The sequence below is a fragment of the Saccharopolyspora sp. CA-218241 genome, from assembly GCF_050954615.1.
Taxonomy (GTDB): domain Bacteria; phylum Actinomycetota; class Actinomycetes; order Mycobacteriales; family Pseudonocardiaceae; genus Saccharopolyspora; species Saccharopolyspora cebuensis.
The window spans coordinates 904,673-924,651 of the sequence record NZ_CP191860.1 but is presented as its reverse complement, the minus strand read 5'-3'; the positions used below and the strand labels follow the sequence as shown (position 1 = coordinate 924,651).

Here is a 19,979-nt window from a genome sequence, read left to right as displayed (position 1 = left end):
TCACCTGGCGGGCGTCACCCTGATGGGTCGGCGGAGCGGTTCCGGAGCGCCGGTGGTGCCGGCTCAGTAGCCGTAGGAGTCGGCGGGGGTGCCGACCCACTGGCCCGCGCTGGAGAACGGACCGGCGAACCCGTGGCCGGGCGAGACGCCCTGCACGTCGCTGCTCACGGCCAGCACCTGCGCCTGCTGGTACAGCGGCAGCGCGATGGCCTCGCGCCAGATCCGGGCCTCGACGGCGGCGGCGGCCTCCGGGTACGGGACGGCCCCGGCGAGGGCGGCGTCGATGGTGGGCTGGAGCAGCGGATCGCAGTAGCCCGCGGCGTTGTACGGGAACGGCTGCTCGCCCTCCTCGACCACGGCGGGGCAGCCGTAGTTGGCCGCCATCATCGCGGCCGGGTCCCCGCCCGCGGCCCGGGGCGCGACGACCATGTCGACGGTCCCGGAGGCGCCGCTGTCCGAGGAGAGCGGGTTGGCGGCGAGCATCTCGCCGAAGAGCTGGTCGCCGGTGGGCGTGATGACGGTGGCCTGGATGTTCTGGGCCCGCAGCTGCCGGGCCGCCTCCTCGGCGATCCGGACGTAGTTGTCGTTCTCGAACGGCGCGGCGATGACCAGGTTCAGCGGTCGGCCGTCGCGCACCCAGGCCCCGGCGGAGAACTCGTACCCGGCCTCGCCGAGCAGCCGCTCCACCTCCGCCGGGTCGGGCCCCGGCGGGCTCGGGGGTTCGGTGGGCGCGTAACCGGGTTCGGAGGGGGCGAGCACCTGGGCGTGCGCGGGGAACTGCTGCGCCGGGCCGCCGCCGGTGCCGACGGCGATGAGCTGCTGCCGGTCGAGCGCGGCCAGCACCGCCTCGCGCACCCCGACCTGGTCGAGGTCGCGGCTGTCCGGGCGCAGCAGCAGTTGGGTGGTGGCGGGCCGGGGCAGGGTGGTCACCCGCACCTCGTCGCCGAGTGCGCGCAGCGACTGGTGGGTGGCGGCGTCGGCGTCGATGACCGCGAGGTGGGTGTCGCCGGAGCGCAGCGCGTCGACCTGCCGGGTCTCGTCGGCGGCCCGGAGCACCACCCGGTCCGACGCGGCCGGGGCGCCCCAGTAGCGGTCGTTGCGCTCCAGGATGATCTCGCCGCGGTCGAGGTCGACCTGCCGGATGGCGAACGGCCCGCCGGAGGCGGGGTAGCCGTCGTCGAGCGCGGTGGCCCAGCCGCTCGGGTCGTCGCGCAGCAGGTGCGCGGGCAGCAGGTTGGCGAACAGCGTCCGCCAGCCGTCGAAGGGTTCGCTGAAGGTCACCTCGACGGTCTTGCCGCCCTGGCCGGAGGTGACCTCCTCGATGAGCTGGTAACCGGCCGGGTCGGAGACGCCGGGCTGGGAGCGCAGCTGCTCCCACAGGTAGACGAAGTCCTCCGCGGCGATCGGGGCCCCGTCGGACCAGCTCGCCTCGCGCCGGATCTGGTAGCGCACGGTGAACTTCTCGGTGTCCGGCAGCACCTCCGCGGACTCCATCAGCGTGGTGTCGAGCTGCAGCGTGCCGTCCTCGGCGGGCCGGAACACCGAGGGCAGCATGAGGTTGGCCAGCGCCGAGCTCGTCGGCGACAGGTCGGCGAGGGTGTGCGGGTTGAACCCGCCGTCGAGGTCGTCGACGCCGACGACGACCTCGGTGGGCATCGGCGGGATCGGCTGCGCGGAGCTGGAGCTGGGCGGCGGCGCGGGAGTTTCCTCGACCAGCGGCGGCGGAGGCGCGTTGGTGCAGGCCGCCGCCAGGACGGCGGTGGACATCAGCAACGGGACCGACGTGATTCGACGGCGGCGTCGCTGGAGCACGCCGGACCTCCCCTCACCGTGGAACCCGCCCCCGGCGGGGCGCGGTAGGCCCTCCATCGTTGCGCCTACCGCTAGGAGCAGCGACACCGGGGGGCCACTCCACCCCCGATACCGCAAGCGGCGAAAGCCGCTTCCGCCGCACGCACGCGCCGATCGGCACCACCGTCAGGCAAGCGGCGCGAGCCGCTTCCGCACTACCCCACCCTCGCAGCTTGCACCGCCGCGGGTTCTCAGCTGTCTTCTCGCGAGGACGCCCTGATGCCGTGTATTGGCGATCCATCAAGAAGGGCGCCCGGAGCGAGAAGACAGCTGACGTTCCGCTACCGGCACCGCGTCGCAAAGCGAGCCCGAAACCAAAGAATCAGGCGTTGTTGTCTCGGGCCTTTGCCTTGGACCTCTCCCGCCCGCGCAGGTTGCTGTCCAGGGTCATCTTGCGGACCCGGATGGCGTTCGGCGCGACCTCGACGCACTCGTCGGCGGAGCAGAACTCCAGCGCCTCCTCCAGCGCGAGCTTGTGGGCGCGGGCCAGCCGCTCCAGCTCCTCGCCGGTGGCGGAGCGCATGTTGGTGAGCTTCTTCTCCTTGGTGATGTTGATGTCGAGGTCCTCGGCGCGCGGGTTCTCGCCCACGACCATGCCCTCGTACACCTCGTCACCGGGCTCGACGAAGAAGGTGCCGCGGTCGGCGAGCTGGGTCAGCGCGTAGGTGGTGGCCGAGCCGGAGCGGTCGGCCACCAGCGAACCGCTGTGCCGGGTGCGCAGCTCGCCGACCCACGGGAAGTAGCCCTCGAAGACGTGGTTGGCGATGCCGGTGCCCCGGGTCTCGGTGAGGAACTCGGTGCGGAAGCCGATCAGCCCGCGGGCCGGGATCACGTAGTCGAGCTTGATCCGGCCGGTGCCGTGCCCGTCCATCGTCTCCATCCGGCCCTTGCGCCCGGCGAGGAGCTGGGTGATGGCGCCGAGGTGCTCCTCGGGGCGTCGATGCTCAGCCGCTCGAACGGCTCGCAGAGCTGCCCGTCGATGACGCGGGTGACCACCTGCGGCTTGCCGACGGTGAGCTCGAAGCCCTCCCGGCGCATGGTCTCCACCAGCACGGCCAGCGCCAGCTCGCCGCGGCCCTGGACCTCCCAGGAGTCCGGCGCCTCGGTCGGCACGACCTTCATGCTGACGTTGCCGATCAGCTCGGCGTCCAGGCGGCTCTTGACCTGCCGGGCGGTGAGCTTGGTACCGCCGCCGCGACCGGTCAGCGGCGAGGTGTTGACGCCGACGGTCATCGAGATGGCCGGGGCGTCGACGGTGATCCGGGGCAGCGGGTCCGGGTTCTCCGGGTCGGTGAGGGTGTCGCCGATGGTGATGTCCGGGATGCCCGCGATGGCGACCAGGTCACCGGCCGAGGCTTCGGCGCAGGGCACCCGGTCCAGGTTCTCGGTGATCAGCAGCTCGGTGAGCCGGACCTTCTCGACGCTGCCGTCCTCGCGGCTCCAGCCGACGGTCTGGCCCTTGCGCAAGGTGCCGGAGTGGATCCGGCACAGCGCGATGCGGCCCAGGAAGGACGAGGCGTCGAGGTTGGTGACCAGGGCGCGCAGCGGGGCCTCGACGTCGGCGCGCGGGGCGGGGACGTGCGTGAGCAGCACGTCGAACAGCGCGTCGAGGTTCTCGTCGGCGGGCAGCTCGCCGTCGGCGGGGCGGGTGGTGCTGGCCCGGCCGGCGCGCGCGGAGGCGTAGATCACCGGCAGGTCGAGGATGGCCTCCATGTCCAGCTCGACCTCGCCGTCGAGGTCGGTGGCCAGGTCCAGCAGCAGGTCGTGGGTCTCGTCGACGACCTCGCCGCAGCGCGCGTCGGGCCGGTCCACCTTGTTGACGACCAGGATCACCGGCAGCTTCGCGGCCAGCGCCTTGCGCAGCACGAACCGGGTCTGCGGCAGCGGGCCCTCGCTGGCGTCGACGAGCAGCACGACGCCGTCGACCATCGACAGGCCGCGCTCCACCTCGCCGCCGAAGTCGGCGTGCCCGGGGGTGTCCACCACGTTGATGGTGACCGCCCCGTCCGGGGTCTCCCGCCGGATCGCGGTGTTCTTGGCCAGGATGGTGATGCCCTTCTCGCGCTCCAGGTCGTTGGAGTCCATCACCCGGTCGACGAGCTCGGCCCGTTCGGAGAAGGCACCGGACTGCCGCAGCATGGCGTCCACCAGGGTGGTCTTGCCGTGGTCGACGTGCGCGACGATGGCGACGTTGCGCAGGTCGCTGCGGATCGGAGTGGTGACGCTGGTGACGGACAAGCGGGGGCTCCCGGGTAGACGAAGAAAGATGGCACGGCGGTCCGTCGACGTTCCGCCGCGGCTCCGCCTGCCGCTCGCGGCGGAACTCTCAGGTGGCGCTCCGGCGTGGCACCGGGCGCGCGGTCGACGCGCGGCTCCTCCCAGCCTAGTGCAAGCACCTTCACGTCCGGCGGGCACGTGCTGAGCGCAACACCGGGCGCGGTGCGTGATTGATCAGGTTGGACCCGGAAGTCAGGGTTGCCTAACCTGAGCGGAGGACCTGTCCCGACGGCGGAGACATCAGGCGTGGGCAAAGACTACATCAAGGTCAAGAAGAAGTGCTGCCGCTCGACGCCGGCCTGCAAGAGCTGTCCGATCGTGGTGCTGCGGAAGGCGTTGAAGGAGGCCAAGGCCGCCGAGGTGAAGGAAGCGGAGAAGAAGGCCCGCAAGGCGGCCAAGAAGGCCGCCAAGAAGGAGCGGGAGCGCGCCGAGCCCGCCGGCTAGCCGCGGGGGCGTTCGTCCGCGGCGGTCAGCGGGTCGGCGTAGTTCGCCAGCTCCGGGATCGTCCGCAGCGCGTGGAACTCGATCACCTCGTGGCGGACCAGCCGGTCCACCGCGAACGGGTCGCTCGCCAGGATCGCGTCGAGCTTGCCCCGGGACATGGCGCGGGTGATGATCACCGACCCGGTGCGCGGCTGGCGGTTCCCCGCCGCGATGAAGTCGCCCGCGTCGTAGTGCCTGGTGAGCCAGTCGTAGTGGTCCACCATCCGGGCTTCGATGTCGGCATCCGATGCGGTGTAGTGCAGCAGAACGACGAACATCTCCCCACGGTAACGCCGCCCGGAGGCCGGTGCCGAGCGCTCACCACGCCAGCCCCCACCGCGAAGCCCAGGGCCCCCACCCGTCGACCAGAGCCACACGAGCAACCGCACACGCAGCGGCAACCGCGCACACACAACGGCACCACCGTCAGGCAAGCGGCGAGAGCCGCTTCCGCTTTGCCCCACCCTCGCCACCGGCACCGCCGCGGGTTCTCAGCGGTCTTCTCGCGAGGACGCCCTGACGCTGTGCACGTGGTGGGTACATGAGGAAGGGCGCCCGGAGCGAGCAGGCCGCTGAGGTTCCGCCACCCGCACCGCCACGCAAGACGAGTCCGGTTTCAACAAAGCTCTCGCAAAGAATGCGTGAGGACTTTGTCCGCTTCCAGCCAATCCAACCCCTCCACCTCCTCCCGCCCGACCCAGCGCAGGTCGCGGTGTTCGACGGGCCGGGGCACGGCTTCGGGGTCGACCAGCTCCGCGGTGTGCACCCGCAGCAGCATGTCGTCGCGCAGCGGGACGTCGGAGCCGACGCGGCCGGTGGGGCGCACCTCGACGTCGAGCTCCTCGCGGCACTCGCGCACCACCGCGTCCCGCTCGTCCTCGCCCGGTTCGACCCGGCCACCGGGCAGTTCCCAGCGCCCCGCGTCGGCCGCCGGGTACCGGCGCTGCTGGGCCAGCAGCCTGCCGCGGTGCACGAGGGCGGTGCCGACCACGACCTTCCGGGCCGCCCAGCCCTCGGCGAGTTCCCGGACCCCGGCCGTGCGGGCCGCCAGCACCCGCAGCACGAAGCGGCGCACCACCGCGACGTCGACGAGGCGGCCGAGCGGACCCAGCGGCGTGGTCCAGTGCAGCGAGTCGGTCAGCAGGGTGCGCGGCCCGGCCGCGGCGAGCACGGTCTCGTGGCGCAGTTCCGGCAGCGGTCCGGAGACGAGCACGGAGGACAGCGCGTCGGCGTCGGCGCGGACGACCCGGGTGGTCAGGCGCACCGGCAGCCCGGCCAGCCGGAACCGGAAGGCGATCTCGTCGCCGGGCACCAGCAGCGGGGACGGCCGGGTGGCGGCGTGGCCGTGGGCGCCGAGGGCGCGCAGCCCGCGCTCGGCGAGCCGGGTGTCCCGCAGCGCCGCGCCCACCGTGGCGACCGGCGCGTCGATCAGTCCTGTAGTCCGCAACACCGACACGTGCGGGCATCTTGCCGCACCTCCGGTCGAGCCGGTCGGCCAGCACCTCCGCGATCGTCGCGAGGTGGATCAGCCCCGGGGGAGCCGCGCGCTCGGCGTCAGGACCGGAGCCCCCGGAGGAGCAGGTCGACCAACCGGCGGGGGTCGTAGCGGGGGTCGCTGCCGATGCAGAGGTTGCCGATGCCGCGCATCAGTTCGTACGCCTGCGCACCGGACCTGATCTCACCGGCGTCGGCCGCGGCGTCGAGCAGTTGCGCGCAGACGGGCACCAGGCGGTCGAGGAAGTAGGCGTGCAGCTTCTCGAAACCGCCGCTGTCCGATTGCAGCGCGTCGGCGAGCCCGTGCTTGGTGACCAGGAAGTCGACGAAGCGGTCGGCCCACTCGCGGAGCGCGGCGAAGGGCGAATCCGCTTCGGCGAGCAGGCGCGGACCCGCCTCGGCGCAGGCTTCGACCTGGTGGCGGAAGACGGCGACGACGAGGTCCGCCCGGGTCGGGAAGTGGCGGTAGATCGTCCCCATCCCGACACCGGCCGTGGCCGCGATCTCCCGGATCGGCGCGTCGACGCCGGAGGTGACGAACACCTCGGCGGCCGCGGCGAGCAACCGCTGCTCGTTGCGCCGCGCATCGGCCCGCTTGCCCCGGGCCGGGACTTCCCCGGACTGGTCCGCAGTGGTCACCGCGCTCTCCTCCCGATGGTCGTTGACAAACCGGAACACTGTTCCGTATGTTTCCGGAACAGCGCTCCGCTTCTTCCGGAGCATTCCAGCACCCCCGCTCGCCCAGAACGACGGCGCAGCCCTCGAAAGGGAACCCACATCATGAACGCACCGACCTGCGCATCCGGCGCCCCCGCTCCCGTTCCGGCCCTGTCGGTCGGCCCGGTGGTGCTGCCGACCCCCGACCGCGCCGTGGACCTCCAGGTGCGGGTCACCGCGCCCGTCACCGGCGGCGCACTGCCGATCGTCCTGCTCTCGCACGGCCAGGGCCATTCCCACCACCTCTCCTCGCTGAACGGCTACGCCCCGCTCGTCCACGCCTGGGCGGCGCACGGCTTCGCCGTCATCCAGCCCACCCACCTGAGCTCGACCACGCTGGGCCACCTGGACCTCGACGCCCCCGACGCCCCGCTGCACTGGCGATCGCGGGCCGCGGACATGACGCGCCTCCTCGACCGGCTCGACGAGATCGAGGCCGCCGTTCCCGTGCTCCGCGACCGCCTGGACCGCGGGAAGGTCGCCGTGGCCGGGCACTCGATGGGCGGGCACACCGCGAGCCTGCTGCTCGGCGCCCGGCTCACCGATCCCCACGACGGAGCCGAGGTGGACCTGACCGACCCGCGGATCGGGGCGGGCGTGCTGCTCGCCGCACCCGGCAGGGGCGGTGCTGCCCTCGTCGAGGCCGTGGCGCGGAACTGGCCGTTCCTGGCCACCACCGACTTCTCCGCGATGAGCGCACCCGCGCTCGTGGTCGCCGGGGAGAAGGACACCTCCGGCCACCTGACGACCCGGGGTGCGGAATGGCACGCCGACCCGTACCACCTCGCCCCGGGGCCCAAGAGCCTGCTCACCCTGTTCGACGCGGAGCACGGCCTCGGCGGCATCTCCGGGTACGACGTCGCCGAGACGACCGACGAGAACCCCGAGCGGGTCGCCGCGATCGGGCGGCTCACCTCGGCCTACCTCCGCACCGCGCTCGACCCCGGGGACCCCGCCTGGCAGGCGGCGCGCGACGCCCTGGCCGCCGACCCGCACCCGCTCGGCAGCGTCACGTCCAAGTAGCCCCGACGACGGGCCGGGCGTTCCGGGACGGGAACGCCCGGCCCGCGCGCCGCCGACGCCGTCGGCGACCGGCACGTGCGGGCACCGCGCCGCACCCTCAGCCGAGCCGGTCGGCCAGCACCTCCCCCACCGCGATCGTCGCGAAGTTGGTGTTGGCGCGGGGGCAGGACGGCAGCACCGAGGCGTCGGCGACGTGCAGCCCTTCGGCGCCGAGCACGCGGCAGTCCGGGTCCACCACCGCGTCCGGGTCGTCCGGGGCGCCCATCCGGCAGGAGCTGCTCAGGTGCTGGGCGTCGGTGGCGGTGCGCAGCAGGTGCTCGTCGAGCGCGCGGTCGTCGTCGAACGCCGCCAGCAGGTCCGCGTTGACCTCGTCGAACGTGCCGTCGGTGAGGTCCTGGACGCGGTCTCCCCGGGCCAGGTCGAGCAACGCCCGCACCCCGGTGCGCAGCCGCTGCCGGTCGCGCGGGTCGGACAGCATCCGCTGCTCCAGCGCCGGTTGGGCCAGCGGATCGGCCGAGTCGAGCAGCACCTCGCCGCGCGAGTGCACCTGGTTGCCCCACACCAGCAGCGCCCCCGCACCGTCCCGGCCGTCCGCGCGGGACAGGGCCAGCACGTTCTGGTTGCAGGCCACGAACATGAGGTCGCCGGGCGCCGCACCGCTGCTCCACCGGACGCAGACGTTGGTGTGGCGTTCGTCGGACCCGGCCGCCCAGCGCGGCTGGAGCGGCATCCCGACGAAGGCGGACGGGTGGTCCTGGAGCCCGCGACCGGCGGGCAGGTCGGCCACCACGTCGACGCCGAGCGCCCGCAGCCGCTCCGCCGGGCCGAAGCCGGAGCGCTGCAGGATCGCCGGGGAGTGCACCGCACCCGCGCTGAGCACGACCCGGTCCGCGAACTCCTCGGTCATCGCCCCGTCGACGAGCACCCGGACGCCGACCGCCCGGCTGCCGGACAGCAGCACGCGGTCGACCACCGCACCGCAGCGGACGGTCAGCTCCGGCAGCGCCCGCGCCGGTTCGAGGTAGGCGTCGCAGGTGGTCACCCGCCGCCCGTCCCGGGAGTTGACCGGGTACGGCGAGGCGCCGGCCGCCCCGGGCGCGTCGAGGTCGGGCGCCCAGCCGTACCCGGCGGCGACGGCGGCGTCGCACAGCGCCGCGTCCACCGCGCCCCACCGCTCGCGCGGGGTGCGGTGCACCGGGATCGGACCGCCGCGACCGTGCCACGGCGCGTCCCCGAACTCCTCGTCGTCCTCCATCTCCCGCAGGTGCGGCAACACGTCCTCCGGCGCCCAGCCGGTGCACCCGGCGGCGGCCCAGTCGGTGAAGTCGGCCATCGGCGGGCGGATCGCGATCTGCCCGTTGATGCTGGAGCTCCCGCCGGTGCCCCGGCCCTGGAAGTACGGCGTCGCGGCTTGCGCCTCGGTGCGGCGGGACAGCAGTCCGCGTTGCAACAGGTGCGTCCCGGCCGCCGGATCGCGCAGCGCGCGCACCGGGTTCGGCGACCGCCACACCTCCGGCAAGGTCGCGGGCCGGACGTCCGGCCCCGCTTCGAGCAGCAGCACGCGGTGGCCGCGTCCGGCCGCGCGGGCGGCCACCACGGCCCCGGCCGATCCGGCCCCGACGACGATCAGGTCCCAACCCATCGAGTCTCCTGAGAACAGCGCGCGCCCCGGGGCGCGCGGTGCCGAGCGCGGCGCGACCGGGCGGGTCGCGGACGCGCGGGACGACCGGTGGCAGGCCGCGCGACGGTCAGGCCACCGGCGGGGGCGGGGTCAGGATCTGGACGCCTCGGGACTCGACATGCGGGCAGGCTAACCGGGCGCGATCACCGGAAGCCAGCGATTTTTCCCGGCTCACCCCGGAACCTCCCGGTCACGGCAGGTCCCCACGACGAGCTGGCCCAGGCCCACCGCGGTGGTGGGCCTGGGCCGGCCGGTGGTGCTGATCAGGTCAGCGCGCGCCGGTCGCCCCGGTGAGGGTGCAGCCCTGGCGGGACAGGTCCAGCCGCGACCCCTCGGTCAGGCAGCCCGCGATCCGGTGCACCTGCTGGCCGTAGGCACGGCCCTGCACGGCGGTCTCGTTCCCGTCCGCGTCCACCTCGCAGGGGTTGTTGTCGGTGCACTGCTCGCCATCGCGGTTGTGGGTGTTGTGGATGCCCACGACCGTCCCGCCGTCGGGGGACAGCAGCGCCGAACCCGAGGTGCCGGGGAAGGGGGCGCAGTCCTCGGTGGTGGCGTAGCGGATCGAGTCGTCCTGCTGGTAGCCGCCTTCCCGCAGGTGCGGGACCACGGCTTCGGCGGTGCAGTCGAAGCGCCGGCTGGTGTAGGCGAGGCTCAGCGGGTCGCCCGCACGCACGGGGGTGGTGGTCAGGTCGAAGACCTTCGCGCCCGCCTCCGCCAGCTGGCCGTAGGTCCGGTCCAGGCGGTAGAGCGCGACGTCGGTGCCGGTCATCGTCGCGTACACCAGCCGCTCGGCGCGGGCGGTGACCTCCGGGTAGCCCTGGGGGCCGACGATGGGCGCCTCGCGGTCGGCGGGCTGGTCGACCAGCGCCTCCCCGGGCGCGGGCCGCTGCCCCTGCACGCAGTGGCCGTTGGTGAGCATCAGCGCCGGGTCCTGCGGCCGGGAGCCGGCGGTGCGGACCACCGAACCGGTGCAGCCTTCGAGCTGCACGGCGCCTTCCACGTTCGGGATGACGCTGTCGGGCGGCACGTCGGTGCCGGACATGATGCCGTTGATCCAGTCGGTGTAGCGGGTGACGTCGGTGAACCAGGTCGGCTTGTCGGTGCCCGCGGGGCCGCTGACCACCCCGGCCGCGGCCCACCCGTCGCCCTCGCGGACCAGCGCGGGCCCGCCGGAGTCCATGTTGCTGGAGGCGACGCTGCCGTCGGGGCTGCCGATGCACAGTTCCGTCTCGCGCGGGTCGGACGAGCACGTCGTGGCGGGTTGCACCTCGGTGTCGGCCTCCCGCAGCCGCGTGGTGAAGCAGTCCGGGTTCGCGCTGTTCCCGCACGTCATGCCCCAGCCCATGATGCGGACGGGCGTGCCGGCCGGCGGTGTGGTCGAGGCGATCTTCACGGGCTCGGCCTGGACCGGGGTCTTCAGGTGCAGCAGGGCGATGTCCTTGCCCCAGAAGCCGCCTTCGTCGTGGACGGTCGCCAGCCGGTAGTAGTGGTCGACCTCGGCGACCTCACCGCCGGAGCCGGTGTCCAGCGACCCGACCCGCACCTTCCAGCCCTGCGGGACGCCCACCTTCGCATCGGTCGGGTTCTTGCCCGCGCAGTGGCTGGCGGTGAGCACCCATTGCGGCGCGAGCACCATCACCCCGCAGCCGTGCCCGTCCGGGTGCGGCGACTCCGGGTAGGACGGCTGGAACGAGCCCATGAACGGATATGCCCGGGTTGACTCGGTGCCGCCCAGGACGGCCTGCGCGGGCAACGCCCCCAGCAGGGGCGCGGTCAGCGCCAGCACGGCACCGAGCAGCAGAGATCGACTTCGCATGCACCCACCGTGCGCGGCCGAGGTCGTCATCCCTCGATCACCGCGTCACCGTTTCGCTACGACGACCTCGGCGACCGCACGTCGTCCCCACCACATCGCGCGACGACGAGGCCGCGGTCCGGTCGAGCGGTACCGCGGCACCGCGCCGGGTTTGTCCGGTCGCTGGCGGGAATCGTGAGGCACCTCCGTCCATACACCCGTTCGTGCGACCATCGTTCGGGTTAAAGACGTCCGCCGAAGTTGCATGGAGTGAGCTATGACGGCCGTACCGGCACGGGCTGGGGCGTGGAGCCGCAGGAAGGTCCTGTCCCTCGGTGGACGTCTCCTCGCCGGCGGTGCCGCCGCCGGGGTCGTGGGCACCGCCACGGGGTGTGCCCCGGCACCGGACAACGGGCACCGCTTCGTGACGCGACCCGACCTGCACCCGCCGAAGCTCCGGATCAGCACTCCGGCACGGGGCACCGGACCCGGCCGGATCCTCATGGGCCCGATGGTGCCGAGGCCGGAGCAGGCGGAGAACGTGCCCCAGCCCGGTCGGTTGATCGCCGACGACCGCGGCGAGCCGGTGTGGTTCGCCCCGGATCCCCCCGGGACCGTGAGCATGGACCTCAAGGTCCAGCAGTACCGCGGCGAGCCCGTGCTGACCTGGTGGAACGGGGAGATGATCGCGCCGCCCGGCTACGGGAAGGGGCAGTGGTACATCGCCGACCGCTCGTACCGGACCATCGCCACCGTCCGCACCGGCGCCGGTCTGCACGCGGACATGCACGACCTGGTGATCACGCCCCAGGACACCGCGCTGCTGATGAGCTACCACGAGGTCCGGGCGGATCTCGGCCCCATCGGCGGTCCGCCCGACGGGGCCGTCCTCGAGGGAGTGATCCAAGAGGTCGACATCGCCACCGGTGCGGTGCTGTTCGAGTGGCACAGCCTCGACCACGTCGGGGTGGAGGAGGCCCTGGAGGCTCCCCCGCCCGACCCGAACCAGCCGTGGGACTACTTCCACGTCAACTCGGTGGAACCCGAAGCCGACGGCACCCTCCTGATCTCGGCCCGCAACACCCACGCGGTCTACAAGATCCGGAAGGACACCGGGGCGGTGGTCTGGCGGCTCAGCGGCAAGTTCACCGACTTCCGCATGGGACCGGGCACGCTGTTCGAATGGCAGCACGACGCGCGGCGGCGACCGGACGGGACGATCAGCATCTTCGACAACGGCGAGGCCGCCACGGGCGAGGACCGTTCGCGGGGGCTCGTCCTGCGGGTCGACGAGGCCGCGCGGACGGCGGACCTGGTGCGCGAGGACCGCAGGCCGGAAGCGACGCTGAGCCCGAACATGGCCAACTACCAGCTTCTCGACAACGGGCACGCGTTCGCGGGCTGGGGCGGTGCCGACGGCTTCACCGAGTTCGGTCCCGACGGTTCGGTGCGCCTGGACGGCAAGCTGCCGGAGGACATGGCTTCGTACCGCACGTTCCGGATGCCGTGGACGGGCGAGCCCGCGGACGCCCCCGCCGTCACGGCGCGGCCCGGGCCGGAGCGGACCACGGTCGTGCACACCAGCTGGAACGGGGCCACCGAGGTCGCCGCCTGGCGGGTGCTGACCGGACCGGACCCGCGGACGCTCCGACCCGCGCGGGAGGCGGCCCGTGCGGGGTTCGAGACCCGGATCGAGGTACCCGACCGGGTGGGCCACGTCGCCGTCGAAGGGCTGGACGGCACGGGCCGCGTGCTGGGCACCTCGCCGGTGGTGCCGGTGTCCGAAGCGGGGTGAAGCGCGGGCGTCCGACTTGACCTGGGGGCTGCGGACGGTACGAGTGGTTCAGCGCACGTCGATCGACCCGAACCCGAGATGACGAGGCGAGCGAGCATTGAGCACTGTTCCGGGCGGCGCGGAGCCGTGGACCCGCAGGGGTGTCCTGTCCTTCGGTGGACGCCTGCTGACCACCGGAGCCGTCGCCGGCCTGGGAGCCGGCGCAGCGGCCTGCAGCCCCGCTGATCCGCCCCGGCGCACCGCGCCGGATCCCGGCCCCGCGCCGCGGCGGTCCGATCCGCGCCCCAACATCGTCTTCGTGATGCTGGACGACGCCGGGTACGGCGACTTCGGCCCGCACGGCACGTCGGCGATCCGCACCCCGCGCATCGACCAGCTCGCCCGCGAAGGGATGACCTTCAACCAGATGTACGCGGGCGCAGCGGTGTGCACCCCGTCCCGCGCGGCGTTGCTGACCGGGCGCTACGGCGCCCGCGTCGGACTTCCCACGGTCCTGCACCCCTGGCAGGGCGAAGGGTTGCCGGACTACGAGCTGACCATCGCCGAGCTGCTCCGCGGAAGCGGTTACCGCACCGGACTCTTCGGCAAGTGGCACCTGGGCTCGCGCCCGCAGCACAACCCGACCCGGCACGGCTTCGAGGAGTACTTCGGCCTGCTGCACAGCAACGACCAGGAACCCGTGGACCTCCACCGGGGGCGGCAGCGGCTCCGCGAGGAAGTGGACCAGGGCCAGCTGACCCGCCGCTACACCGACGAGGCGATCGGCTTCATCGAACGACATCGCGACGAGCCGTTCTTCCTCTACCTCCCGCACACGGCACCGCACGTCCCGCTGCACCCGGAACAGCGATTCGCGGGCAGCTCCGCCGCCGGCGAATACGGCGACGTCATCCAGGGCGCCGACTTCCACATCGGGCGGGTGCTCGACGCGCTCGACGAACACGACCTCGCCGACAACACGATCATCATGGTCACCAGCGACAACGGACCGTGGTTCGTGGGCAGCACCGGCGGGCTGCGCGGCCGGAAGATCCAGTCGTACGAGGGCGGCGTCCGGGTACCGTTCTTCCTGCGCTGGCCGAGCCAGGTGCGCGCGGGGTCGGTCTGCGACGCCCCCGCCTCCTTCCTGGACATGGTGCCGACGCTGCTGCGCCTGGCCGGTACCGCCCCGCCCGGCGACCGCGCCATCGACGGCATCGACATCAGCCCGGTCCTGCACGGCGGGCCCATGCCGCCCCGCGAGGCGCTGTACTACTTCGAGGGCTGGTCCCTGCGGGCCGTGCGATCCGGCCCGTGGAAGCTCCACCGACCGAAGCGGCGCGGCAGGCGGGGCACGCTGTTCAACATCGAGCAGGACCCCGCCGAAGAACACGACCGGGCCCGCGACAACCCCTCGATCGTGCGGCAGCTCGAATCCCGCGCGCACCGGTTCGCCCGGGAGATCTCCGCGCACCGCCCCCGGGCGATCCAGCGGACCAGGAACTGACCGCGGGGAAGATCAGGGCCCCGCGCCGCGGAATGCGGAAGACCTCGCCCCGCAACGGGTCCGGACGCATGCCCTTCGCGCGCGTGACCATCGCGGACCCGGTTCAACGGCAGCAGCACGACGCCGCGCGCGGCACGGCACATCGGATGGGGATCTCGCGCGGCAACGACCGCTAGCGTCCGAGCACGGGTGCGAGGTGCCGGAGCACGTACGCGCCGCACCACCGGCTTTCGGTGTCCCTCGGGTCGACAGCCTCCTTGGCGGCCCTGCGGGCGAGCTACTTCGGGTCCGGGTGCGACCCGATGTCGTCCGCCACCCGCAGCGCGGTCCTCCAGTCGGCCTGGGTCAAGCGGGCGATGTCCGACGCCAGGCACAGGCGACGAACCTTCCGGTCGTCCTCCAGCACTTGGACCACGAGATCCGCGTTCTCCCGGCCGGGGAGCTTGACGATCACGCTCAGGGAGTTGGTCCGCAACGTCGCCGTCGCGCCCTCGGTCATCCACCGCCGGAACTGGCGGACACCATCGGGATCCATCCGGGACCCGACAGCGACATCGGTCGCATGGGCGGTGGGCTGCTCACCGAACGCGCCGGGATCACCCACCTGCACCGATCGGACGAGCGCCGCGAGCCGTTGGGTTCCCTTGACCCGCAGCAGCCCCGGGTGCGTGATCTCCTTGCGCCACATGTCGGCCCCCAACACCCGCTCGTAGGGCCTTCACGATTCCGCGCCGGACGGCCGCACCGAACCGCGCCGACCGGCCGAGGTCCCGCGCGAGCGCAGCGCGACCACCGTGCTCTGGGTGAGCTCGCCGGACCAGGCGCGGGTGCACCTGAGCGCGCACCTCGACCGGGCCCGGTGCGGCCACCCGTTGCGCGGGAACTGGACTCGATCGACCGGCTTGGCCGCCATCCGGCCCGGTACGCACGTGGCGTGCGAATCCTGCGTGGCCGTCGGCGGGACGCAGCGGCACTCCGCGCAAGCCGTCGAAGCCTCGGGCCGCCCCGAACCCGCCGAACGGGCGACCCGGCTGCCGGATCCGTCGACCTGGCACACCGACCAGCTCCCCGCGCTGACCACGCCAGCCGCGCGGCGCACCCGGCTCCGCGCGTAGCGGAGCACGACCCGACCCGTCGCCGACCGCACGCGCTGCTCGGCGACGGGTCGCGGCCGACCGGCGATCCCCTTCCCCGACACGATCGCCGGTCGGCCACCCACCGCCGCCTCAGCCGATCAGCGCGATGCCGTCCGGGTCGAGGCCCAGCCGGACCGGATCGCCGACTCCCGGGGCGGTGGCGGTGCGCGCGGTGGCCTCGACCGGCTCGGGCAGCTCCGGGGTCTCGACGGTGAGCCGGACGTGGTCGTGCCGGTGGACCCGTTCGCGCACCACGCTCGCGCCGTCCGCGTCGGGTTCGGCCCGAACCCCCGACGCGCGCAGCCCCAGCCGGGCCGGTCCGTCCGGGGCCGCGACGGGGACCGCGCCGAGCGCGCAGGTCGCGGTCCCGCCGCGCACCTCCGCCTGGAGCACCGCGGTGCAGCCCAGGAAGGCGGCGACCTCCTCGTCGGCCGGGTGCTGCCACAGCCGCTGCGGGGTGTCGACCTGCCGGAACCGGCCGCCGGTCATGATCGCCACCCGGTCGGCCAGGGTGAACGCCTCGTCGTGGTCGTGGGTGACCACGATCGAGGTGGCGTCGTCGGCGGCCAGCAACCGGGCCAGGTCGACGGCGAGCTGCTCGCGCAGCGTGCGGTCCAGCGCGCTCAGCGGTTCGTCGAGCAGCAGCAGCGCGGGGTCGGCGGCCAGCGCGCGGGCCAGCGCGACCCGCTGCGCCTCACCGCCGGAGAGCTCGGTGGCCCGCCTGCGCTCGTAGCCGTCGAGGCCGAGCAGCGCGAGCAGTTCGGCGACGCGTTCCCGGCGCCGCGCCCGGTCGGCACCGCGCATCCGCAACCCGAACTCCACGTTGCCCGACACGTCGCGGTGCGGGAAGAGCTGCCCGTCCTGGAAGACCATGCCGAACCGCCTGCGGTGCACCGGAACGCGCGCCAGGTCGGCACCGTCCCAGCGGATCTCCCCCGCCGACGGGCTTTCCAGCCCGGCCACCGCGCGCAGCAGCGTGGACTTGCCGCAACCGGACGGCCCGAGCAGGGCCAGCACCTCGCCGTCCGCCACCTCGAAGTCCACATCGGACACGGCAGCCACCGCGCCGTACCGCACCGAGAGCCCGGACACCCGCAACGCCATCTCATCGCCCATCCGTCGAATACCCCGCCCTCACCCGGAAGTGTGCTGAGTGAGGGGCACCCTCGTCCGAGTTAGGGGTCCTTTCAGAATGCGGCGGAGCCGCATGCGGTGAGGCTGTCAGCTTGCACCGCCGCGGGTTCTCAGCGGTCTTCTCGCGAGGACAGCCGTGACGCCGTGTACGTGTTTGGTACATCAGGAGCGGCTCCCGGAGCGAGGGGACCGCTGAGGTTCCGCCACCCGCACCGCCACCCAGATCATTCTGAAACAGGTCCTTACTCGGGCAAGGGTGCCCCTCACTCGGAAAACCCCACCCGGACGTGCGAGCCGCATCAGAACTCCCCCAGCGATCCGCCGCGCACCCGCAGCCGCTCGACCGCCAGCACCACCAGCACCGTCACCAGCATCAGCAGCGCGCACGCCGCGTAGGCGAGCTGGATGTTGAGCTCGCCCGGCCGCGAGATCAGCCGGGCGATGGCCACCGGCAGCGTCGCCGCCTCGGGCCGGGCCAGGAAGCTCGTCGCGCCGAACTCGCCCAGCGCCACCACGAAGCCGAACCCGGCCGCCGCCCCACCGAGCGCAGCGCCAGCGGCAGGTCGATCTCCCGCCGCACCCGCCACGGCCCCGCGCCGAGGGTCGCGGCGGCCTGCCGCAGCCGGTCGTCGATGGCCCGCAGCACCGGCAGCACCATCCGCACCACCAGCGGCGTCACCACCAGCGCCTGCGCGAACGGCACCAGCAGCGGCGAGGTCCGCAGGTCGCCGGGCAGCAGGTGCAGCGTGATCAGGTACCCGAACCCCAGGGTCACCGCCGACACCCCCAGCGGCAGCATCAGCGCGGCGTCGAGCACCTCGGCGAACCGGCGGCGCGCGGCGACCAGCACCGCCGCGGCCAGCAGCCCGACCAGCAGCGCCAGGCAGGTGGCGTCGAACGCCGCGCGCACCGAGTTCAGCGCCGCCTCCAGGCCGCTGACCTGCAACGTGCCGTCCTCGCCGGTGCCGAGCAGGCCGCGCCACCCGGCAAGGCTCCACCCGTCCCGGCCCGACACCGAGCGCAGCAGCAGCCCGACGATCGGCGTGAGCAGCCCGGCGACGACGAGCCCGGTGAGTCCGACGACCAGCCACTCCGCCCCGCGCGGCGGCCGGGTCGTCTCCTCGGCGGCGCGCAGCCGCAGCGCCGCCTCCCGCCTGCGCCGGGCCACCGCCGCCAGCAGCAGCGCGGCCAGCACCGCGGCGACCTGGAGCAGCGACAGCGCGGCGGCCCCGGACAGGTCGAGCAGCTGCACGGTGCGCAGGTAGATCTCGGTCTCCAGGGTTCGGTACCGGCCACCGCCCAGCACCAGCACCACGCCGAAGCTGGTGGCGCAGAACAGGAACACCACCGCCGCCGCGGACCCGAGCGCGGGCATCAGCGCGGGCAGCGTCACCGAGCCGAAGGCCCGCAACCGGGAGGCGCCCAGGCTTCGGGCGGCGTCCTCGGCGCGGCGGTCCAGGTGCGCCCAGAGCCCGCCGACGGTGCGGGCCACCACGGCGACGTTGAAGAACGCGTTGGCCAGCACGATCGCCCACACCCCGGCGTCGGCGCCCAGCACCGCGCGGAACGCCATCCCGACCACGATCGTCGGCAGCACGAACGGCACCGCGATCAGCGCCCGCAGCACCGGTTTGCCCGGCACCGCCAAGCGGGCCAGCAGGTAGGCGACCGGGAGCCCGGCGAGCAGCGCGACCGCGGTGGCCGCGGCGGCCTGGCCGAAGGTGAACGCGACCAGCCGCCACGTCCCCGGCTCGACCAGCACGTCGGCGAAGCCGCCCGCGCCCAGGCCGCGGCCGACGATGGCCACCACCGGCCACAGGAAGAACACCCCGAGGAAGCCGAGCACGCCCGCACCGACGACCCCGAGGGCGACGCGCCGCATCACCCGCGCACGACCTCCCGCCACTCCCGCACCCAGCGGTCCCGGTTGCGCTCGACCTGCTCGGGCGGCAGCTCGGCGGAGCGCTCCGGCAGCGGGGCGGTGCGCTGCCAGCCGTCCGGCAGCGGCACGCCGGTCACCGCCGGGTAGACGTACATCCGCTCGGCGACCTGGGCCTGGAACTCCGGCGAGAGCAGGAAGTCCACCACCTGACCGGCGGCGTCGGGATCGTCGGTGCCGCGCAGCACCCCGGCGTACTCGACCTGCCGGTAGCAGGTGTCCAGCAGCGCCTTCGTGCGCGGCGTCCCGTCCGGGCGGACCTCGGCGGCCGGGGAGGAGGCGTAGGACAGCACGATCGGGCGCGGTCCCTGCCCGGTCGACCCGGAGAAGTCCTGCCCGTAGGCCTCCTCCCAGCCGGAGGAGAGCTTCGCGCCGTTGGCCATCAGCGCGCGCCAGTAGTCGGCCCACCCGTCCTCGCCGAACTCGGCGACGGTGGCCAGCAGGAACGCCAGCCCGGGCGAGGACGTGGACGGGTCGGGCACCGCGAACAGGTCGCGGTAGCGCGGGTCGGTGAGGTCGCGCAGCGTCGCGGGCGCCGGGATGCCGCGCTCGGCGAACCACCCGGTGTCGACGTTGACGCACACGTCGGCCACGTCCACGGCGGTGAGCCGCTGCCCGTCGCCCAGCGCGTAGCGCTCCGGGCCGGTGGCGGTGGTGGGGTGTGGCGCGAACACGTCCGCGCGCAGCGCGCGGGAGGCGAAGGTGGAATCGACGCCGTAGGCCACGTCGCCGATCGGCGCGTCCTTGGTCAGCACCAGCTCGTTGGTGAGCTCCCCGGCGTCACCGCTGGGCACCACCCGCACGTCGATGCCGGACTCGCGTTCGAACCGCGCCAGCAGCGCCTCGTCGACGGCGAAGGAGTCGTGGGTGACCAGCGTGACCGAGCGCCCCGCGGACTCCTCGCCCCCGATCAGCGAGCACCCCGTGGTGAGCGCGACCAGCGCGGTCGCACCGGCCAGCAGCCGTGAACGTTTCAACGATCCTCCCGATGCGCACGCGCGGCAGCAGGCTGATCGCTCGCCTCCCTGCGCCGGCATGATCCGGTTCAGGTGCGGACGGTCGAGGGGCTCGCCCCTCCTCTCAGCCCAGCGCGCTGGACTCCCGTGGCACCCCGGAGTCTACGTGCCCGCATCCGGCGATCAACCCGCACGGCGCGGGACCTCGCGAT

14 protein-coding genes, 2 pseudogenes and 1 riboswitch are annotated in these 19,979 nt (G+C 73.5%); of the genes and pseudogenes, 5 read left to right on the top strand and 11 right to left on the bottom strand.

Annotated features, from left to right (window positions below; translation table 11 throughout):
* Nucleotides 1-63 precede the first annotated feature (63 nt).
* Both ACQP0T_RS04610 and typA read right to left on the bottom strand, forming a co-directional pair.
* Nucleotides 64-1,767 carry an ABC transporter family substrate-binding protein gene (locus ACQP0T_RS04610; protein ID WP_433871457.1) on the bottom strand — a complete coding sequence of 568 codons (1,704 nt, stop codon included), beginning with the start codon at nt 1,765-1,767 and terminating at the stop codon, nt 64-66.
* Between the two features lie 406 nt (nt 1,768-2,173).
* Nucleotides 2,174-4,089, bottom strand: a pseudogene (typA, locus tag ACQP0T_RS04605) (translational GTPase TypA).
* A 285-nt stretch (nt 4,090-4,374) separates the two neighbouring features.
* Here typA and ACQP0T_RS04600 point away from each other — a divergent pair.
* Nucleotides 4,375-4,572, top strand: a complete 198-nt coding sequence (locus ACQP0T_RS04600; protein WP_345356271.1) for a hypothetical protein — start codon at nt 4,375-4,377, stop codon at nt 4,570-4,572.
* Here ACQP0T_RS04600 and ACQP0T_RS04595 read toward each other — a convergent pair.
* The 3 genes from ACQP0T_RS04595 to ACQP0T_RS04585 all read right to left on the bottom strand — a co-directional run bounded on the left by ACQP0T_RS04595 (nt 4,569) and on the right by ACQP0T_RS04585 (nt 6,744).
* Nucleotides 4,569-4,889 carry a YciI family protein gene (locus tag ACQP0T_RS04595; protein WP_345356268.1) on the bottom strand — a complete coding sequence of 107 codons (321 nt, stop codon included), beginning with the start codon at nt 4,887-4,889 and terminating at the stop codon, nt 4,569-4,571. The two genes, ACQP0T_RS04600 and ACQP0T_RS04595, sit on opposite strands and share 4 nt — an antisense overlap.
* Nucleotides 4,890-5,227: 338 nt before the next feature.
* Nucleotides 5,228-6,067 carry an NUDIX domain-containing protein gene (locus tag ACQP0T_RS04590; protein WP_433871456.1) on the bottom strand — a complete coding sequence of 280 codons (840 nt, stop codon included), beginning with the start codon at nt 6,065-6,067 and terminating at the stop codon, nt 5,228-5,230.
* A gap of 98 nt (nt 6,068-6,165) precedes the next feature.
* Entirely contained in the window at nt 6,166-6,744 is a 579-nt protein-coding gene (locus tag ACQP0T_RS04585; RefSeq protein WP_433871455.1) for a TetR/AcrR family transcriptional regulator, read from the bottom strand.
* A gap of 141 nt (nt 6,745-6,885) precedes the next feature.
* On the opposite strand from ACQP0T_RS04585, the gene ACQP0T_RS04580 reads away from it, so the two are divergent.
* Nucleotides 6,886-7,845 (top strand): alpha/beta hydrolase family protein, encoded by a 960-nt coding sequence (locus ACQP0T_RS04580; RefSeq protein WP_433871454.1) that lies wholly within the window; start codon nt 6,886-6,888, stop codon nt 7,843-7,845.
* 97 nt (nt 7,846-7,942) lie between these two features.
* Here the strand turns inward: ACQP0T_RS04580 and ACQP0T_RS04575 are convergent, their stop codons facing one another.
* Both ACQP0T_RS04575 and ACQP0T_RS04570 read right to left on the bottom strand, forming a co-directional pair.
* Nucleotides 7,943-9,487, bottom strand: coding sequence for a GMC family oxidoreductase (locus ACQP0T_RS04575; protein WP_433871453.1), 1,545 nt, complete (start codon nt 9,485-9,487; stop codon nt 7,943-7,945).
* 307 nt (nt 9,488-9,794) lie between these two features.
* Entirely contained in the window at nt 9,795-11,342 is a 1,548-nt protein-coding gene (locus ACQP0T_RS04570; RefSeq protein ID WP_433871452.1) for a trypsin-like serine protease, read from the bottom strand.
* Between the two features lie 403 nt (nt 11,343-11,745).
* Here ACQP0T_RS04570 and ACQP0T_RS04565 point away from each other — a divergent pair, with 403 nt between their 5' ends.
* On the top strand, nt 11,746-13,116 hold the full coding sequence (locus ACQP0T_RS04565; RefSeq protein WP_433871451.1) for an arylsulfotransferase family protein: 1,371 nt from the start codon (nt 11,746-11,748) through the stop codon (nt 13,114-13,116).
* Nucleotides 13,117-13,213: 97 nt separating this feature from the next.
* A complete protein-coding gene (locus tag ACQP0T_RS04560; RefSeq protein ID WP_433871450.1) occupies nt 13,214-14,602 on the top strand; it encodes a sulfatase family protein in 1,389 nt (462 codons plus the stop codon).
* A gap of 277 nt (nt 14,603-14,879) precedes the next feature.
* On the opposite strand, the gene ACQP0T_RS04555 is transcribed toward ACQP0T_RS04560, so the two are convergent.
* A complete protein-coding gene (locus tag ACQP0T_RS04555; RefSeq protein ID WP_433871449.1) occupies nt 14,880-15,302 on the bottom strand; it encodes a hypothetical protein in 423 nt (140 codons plus the stop codon).
* A 103-nt stretch (nt 15,303-15,405) separates the two neighbouring features.
* Here ACQP0T_RS04555 and ACQP0T_RS04550 point away from each other — a divergent pair, with 103 nt between their 5' ends.
* Nucleotides 15,406-15,717 (top strand): hypothetical protein, encoded by a 312-nt coding sequence (locus ACQP0T_RS04550; protein WP_433871448.1) that lies wholly within the window; start codon nt 15,406-15,408, stop codon nt 15,715-15,717.
* Nucleotides 15,718-15,828: 111 nt separating this feature from the next.
* Here ACQP0T_RS04550 and ACQP0T_RS04545 read toward each other — a convergent pair whose 3' ends face one another.
* The 3 genes and pseudogenes from ACQP0T_RS04545 to ACQP0T_RS04535 form a co-directional block, all read right to left on the bottom strand.
* Nucleotides 15,829-16,842 carry an ABC transporter ATP-binding protein gene (locus tag ACQP0T_RS04545; protein WP_433873595.1) on the bottom strand — a complete coding sequence of 338 codons (1,014 nt, stop codon included), beginning with the start codon at nt 16,840-16,842 and terminating at the stop codon, nt 15,829-15,831.
* A 329-nt stretch (nt 16,843-17,171) separates the two neighbouring features.
* A pseudogene (locus ACQP0T_RS04540) lies at nt 17,172-18,754 on the bottom strand (ABC transporter permease).
* Nucleotides 18,754-19,788: a thiamine ABC transporter substrate-binding protein gene (locus tag ACQP0T_RS04535; RefSeq protein WP_433871447.1), complete on the bottom strand. Its 1,035-nt coding sequence runs from the start codon at nt 19,786-19,788 to the stop codon at nt 18,754-18,756. The pseudogene ACQP0T_RS04540 and the gene ACQP0T_RS04535 overlap by 1 nt, the downstream one beginning before the upstream one ends.
* A 28-nt stretch (nt 19,789-19,816) precedes the next feature.
* Nucleotides 19,817-19,926, bottom strand: a riboswitch (TPP riboswitch).
* Nucleotides 19,927-19,979: the final 53 nt, after the last annotated feature.

What these genes read in the sequence shown, in the direction of transcription:
- ACQP0T_RS04545 (WP_433873595.1), bottom strand. Translation starts at nt 16,842, where the DNA reads ATGGCGTTGCGGGTGTCCGGGCTCTCGGTGCGGTACGGCGCGGTGGCT.
- ACQP0T_RS04580 (WP_433871454.1), top strand. Translation starts at nt 6,886, where the DNA reads ATGAACGCACCGACCTGCGCATCCGGCGCCCCCGCTCCCGTTCCGGCC.
- ACQP0T_RS04575 (WP_433871453.1), bottom strand. Translation starts at nt 9,487, where the DNA reads ATGGGTTGGGACCTGATCGTCGTCGGGGCCGGATCGGCCGGGGCCGTG.
- ACQP0T_RS04610 (WP_433871457.1), bottom strand. Translation starts at nt 1,767, where the DNA reads ATGTCCACCGCCGTCCTGGCGGCGGCCTGCACCAACGCGCCTCCGCCG.
- ACQP0T_RS04595 (WP_345356268.1), bottom strand. Translation starts at nt 4,889, where the DNA reads ATGTTCGTCGTTCTGCTGCACTACACCGCATCGGATGCCGACATCGAA.
- ACQP0T_RS04570 (WP_433871452.1), bottom strand. Translation starts at nt 11,342, where the DNA reads ATGCGAAGTCGATCTCTGCTGCTCGGTGCCGTGCTGGCGCTGACCGCG.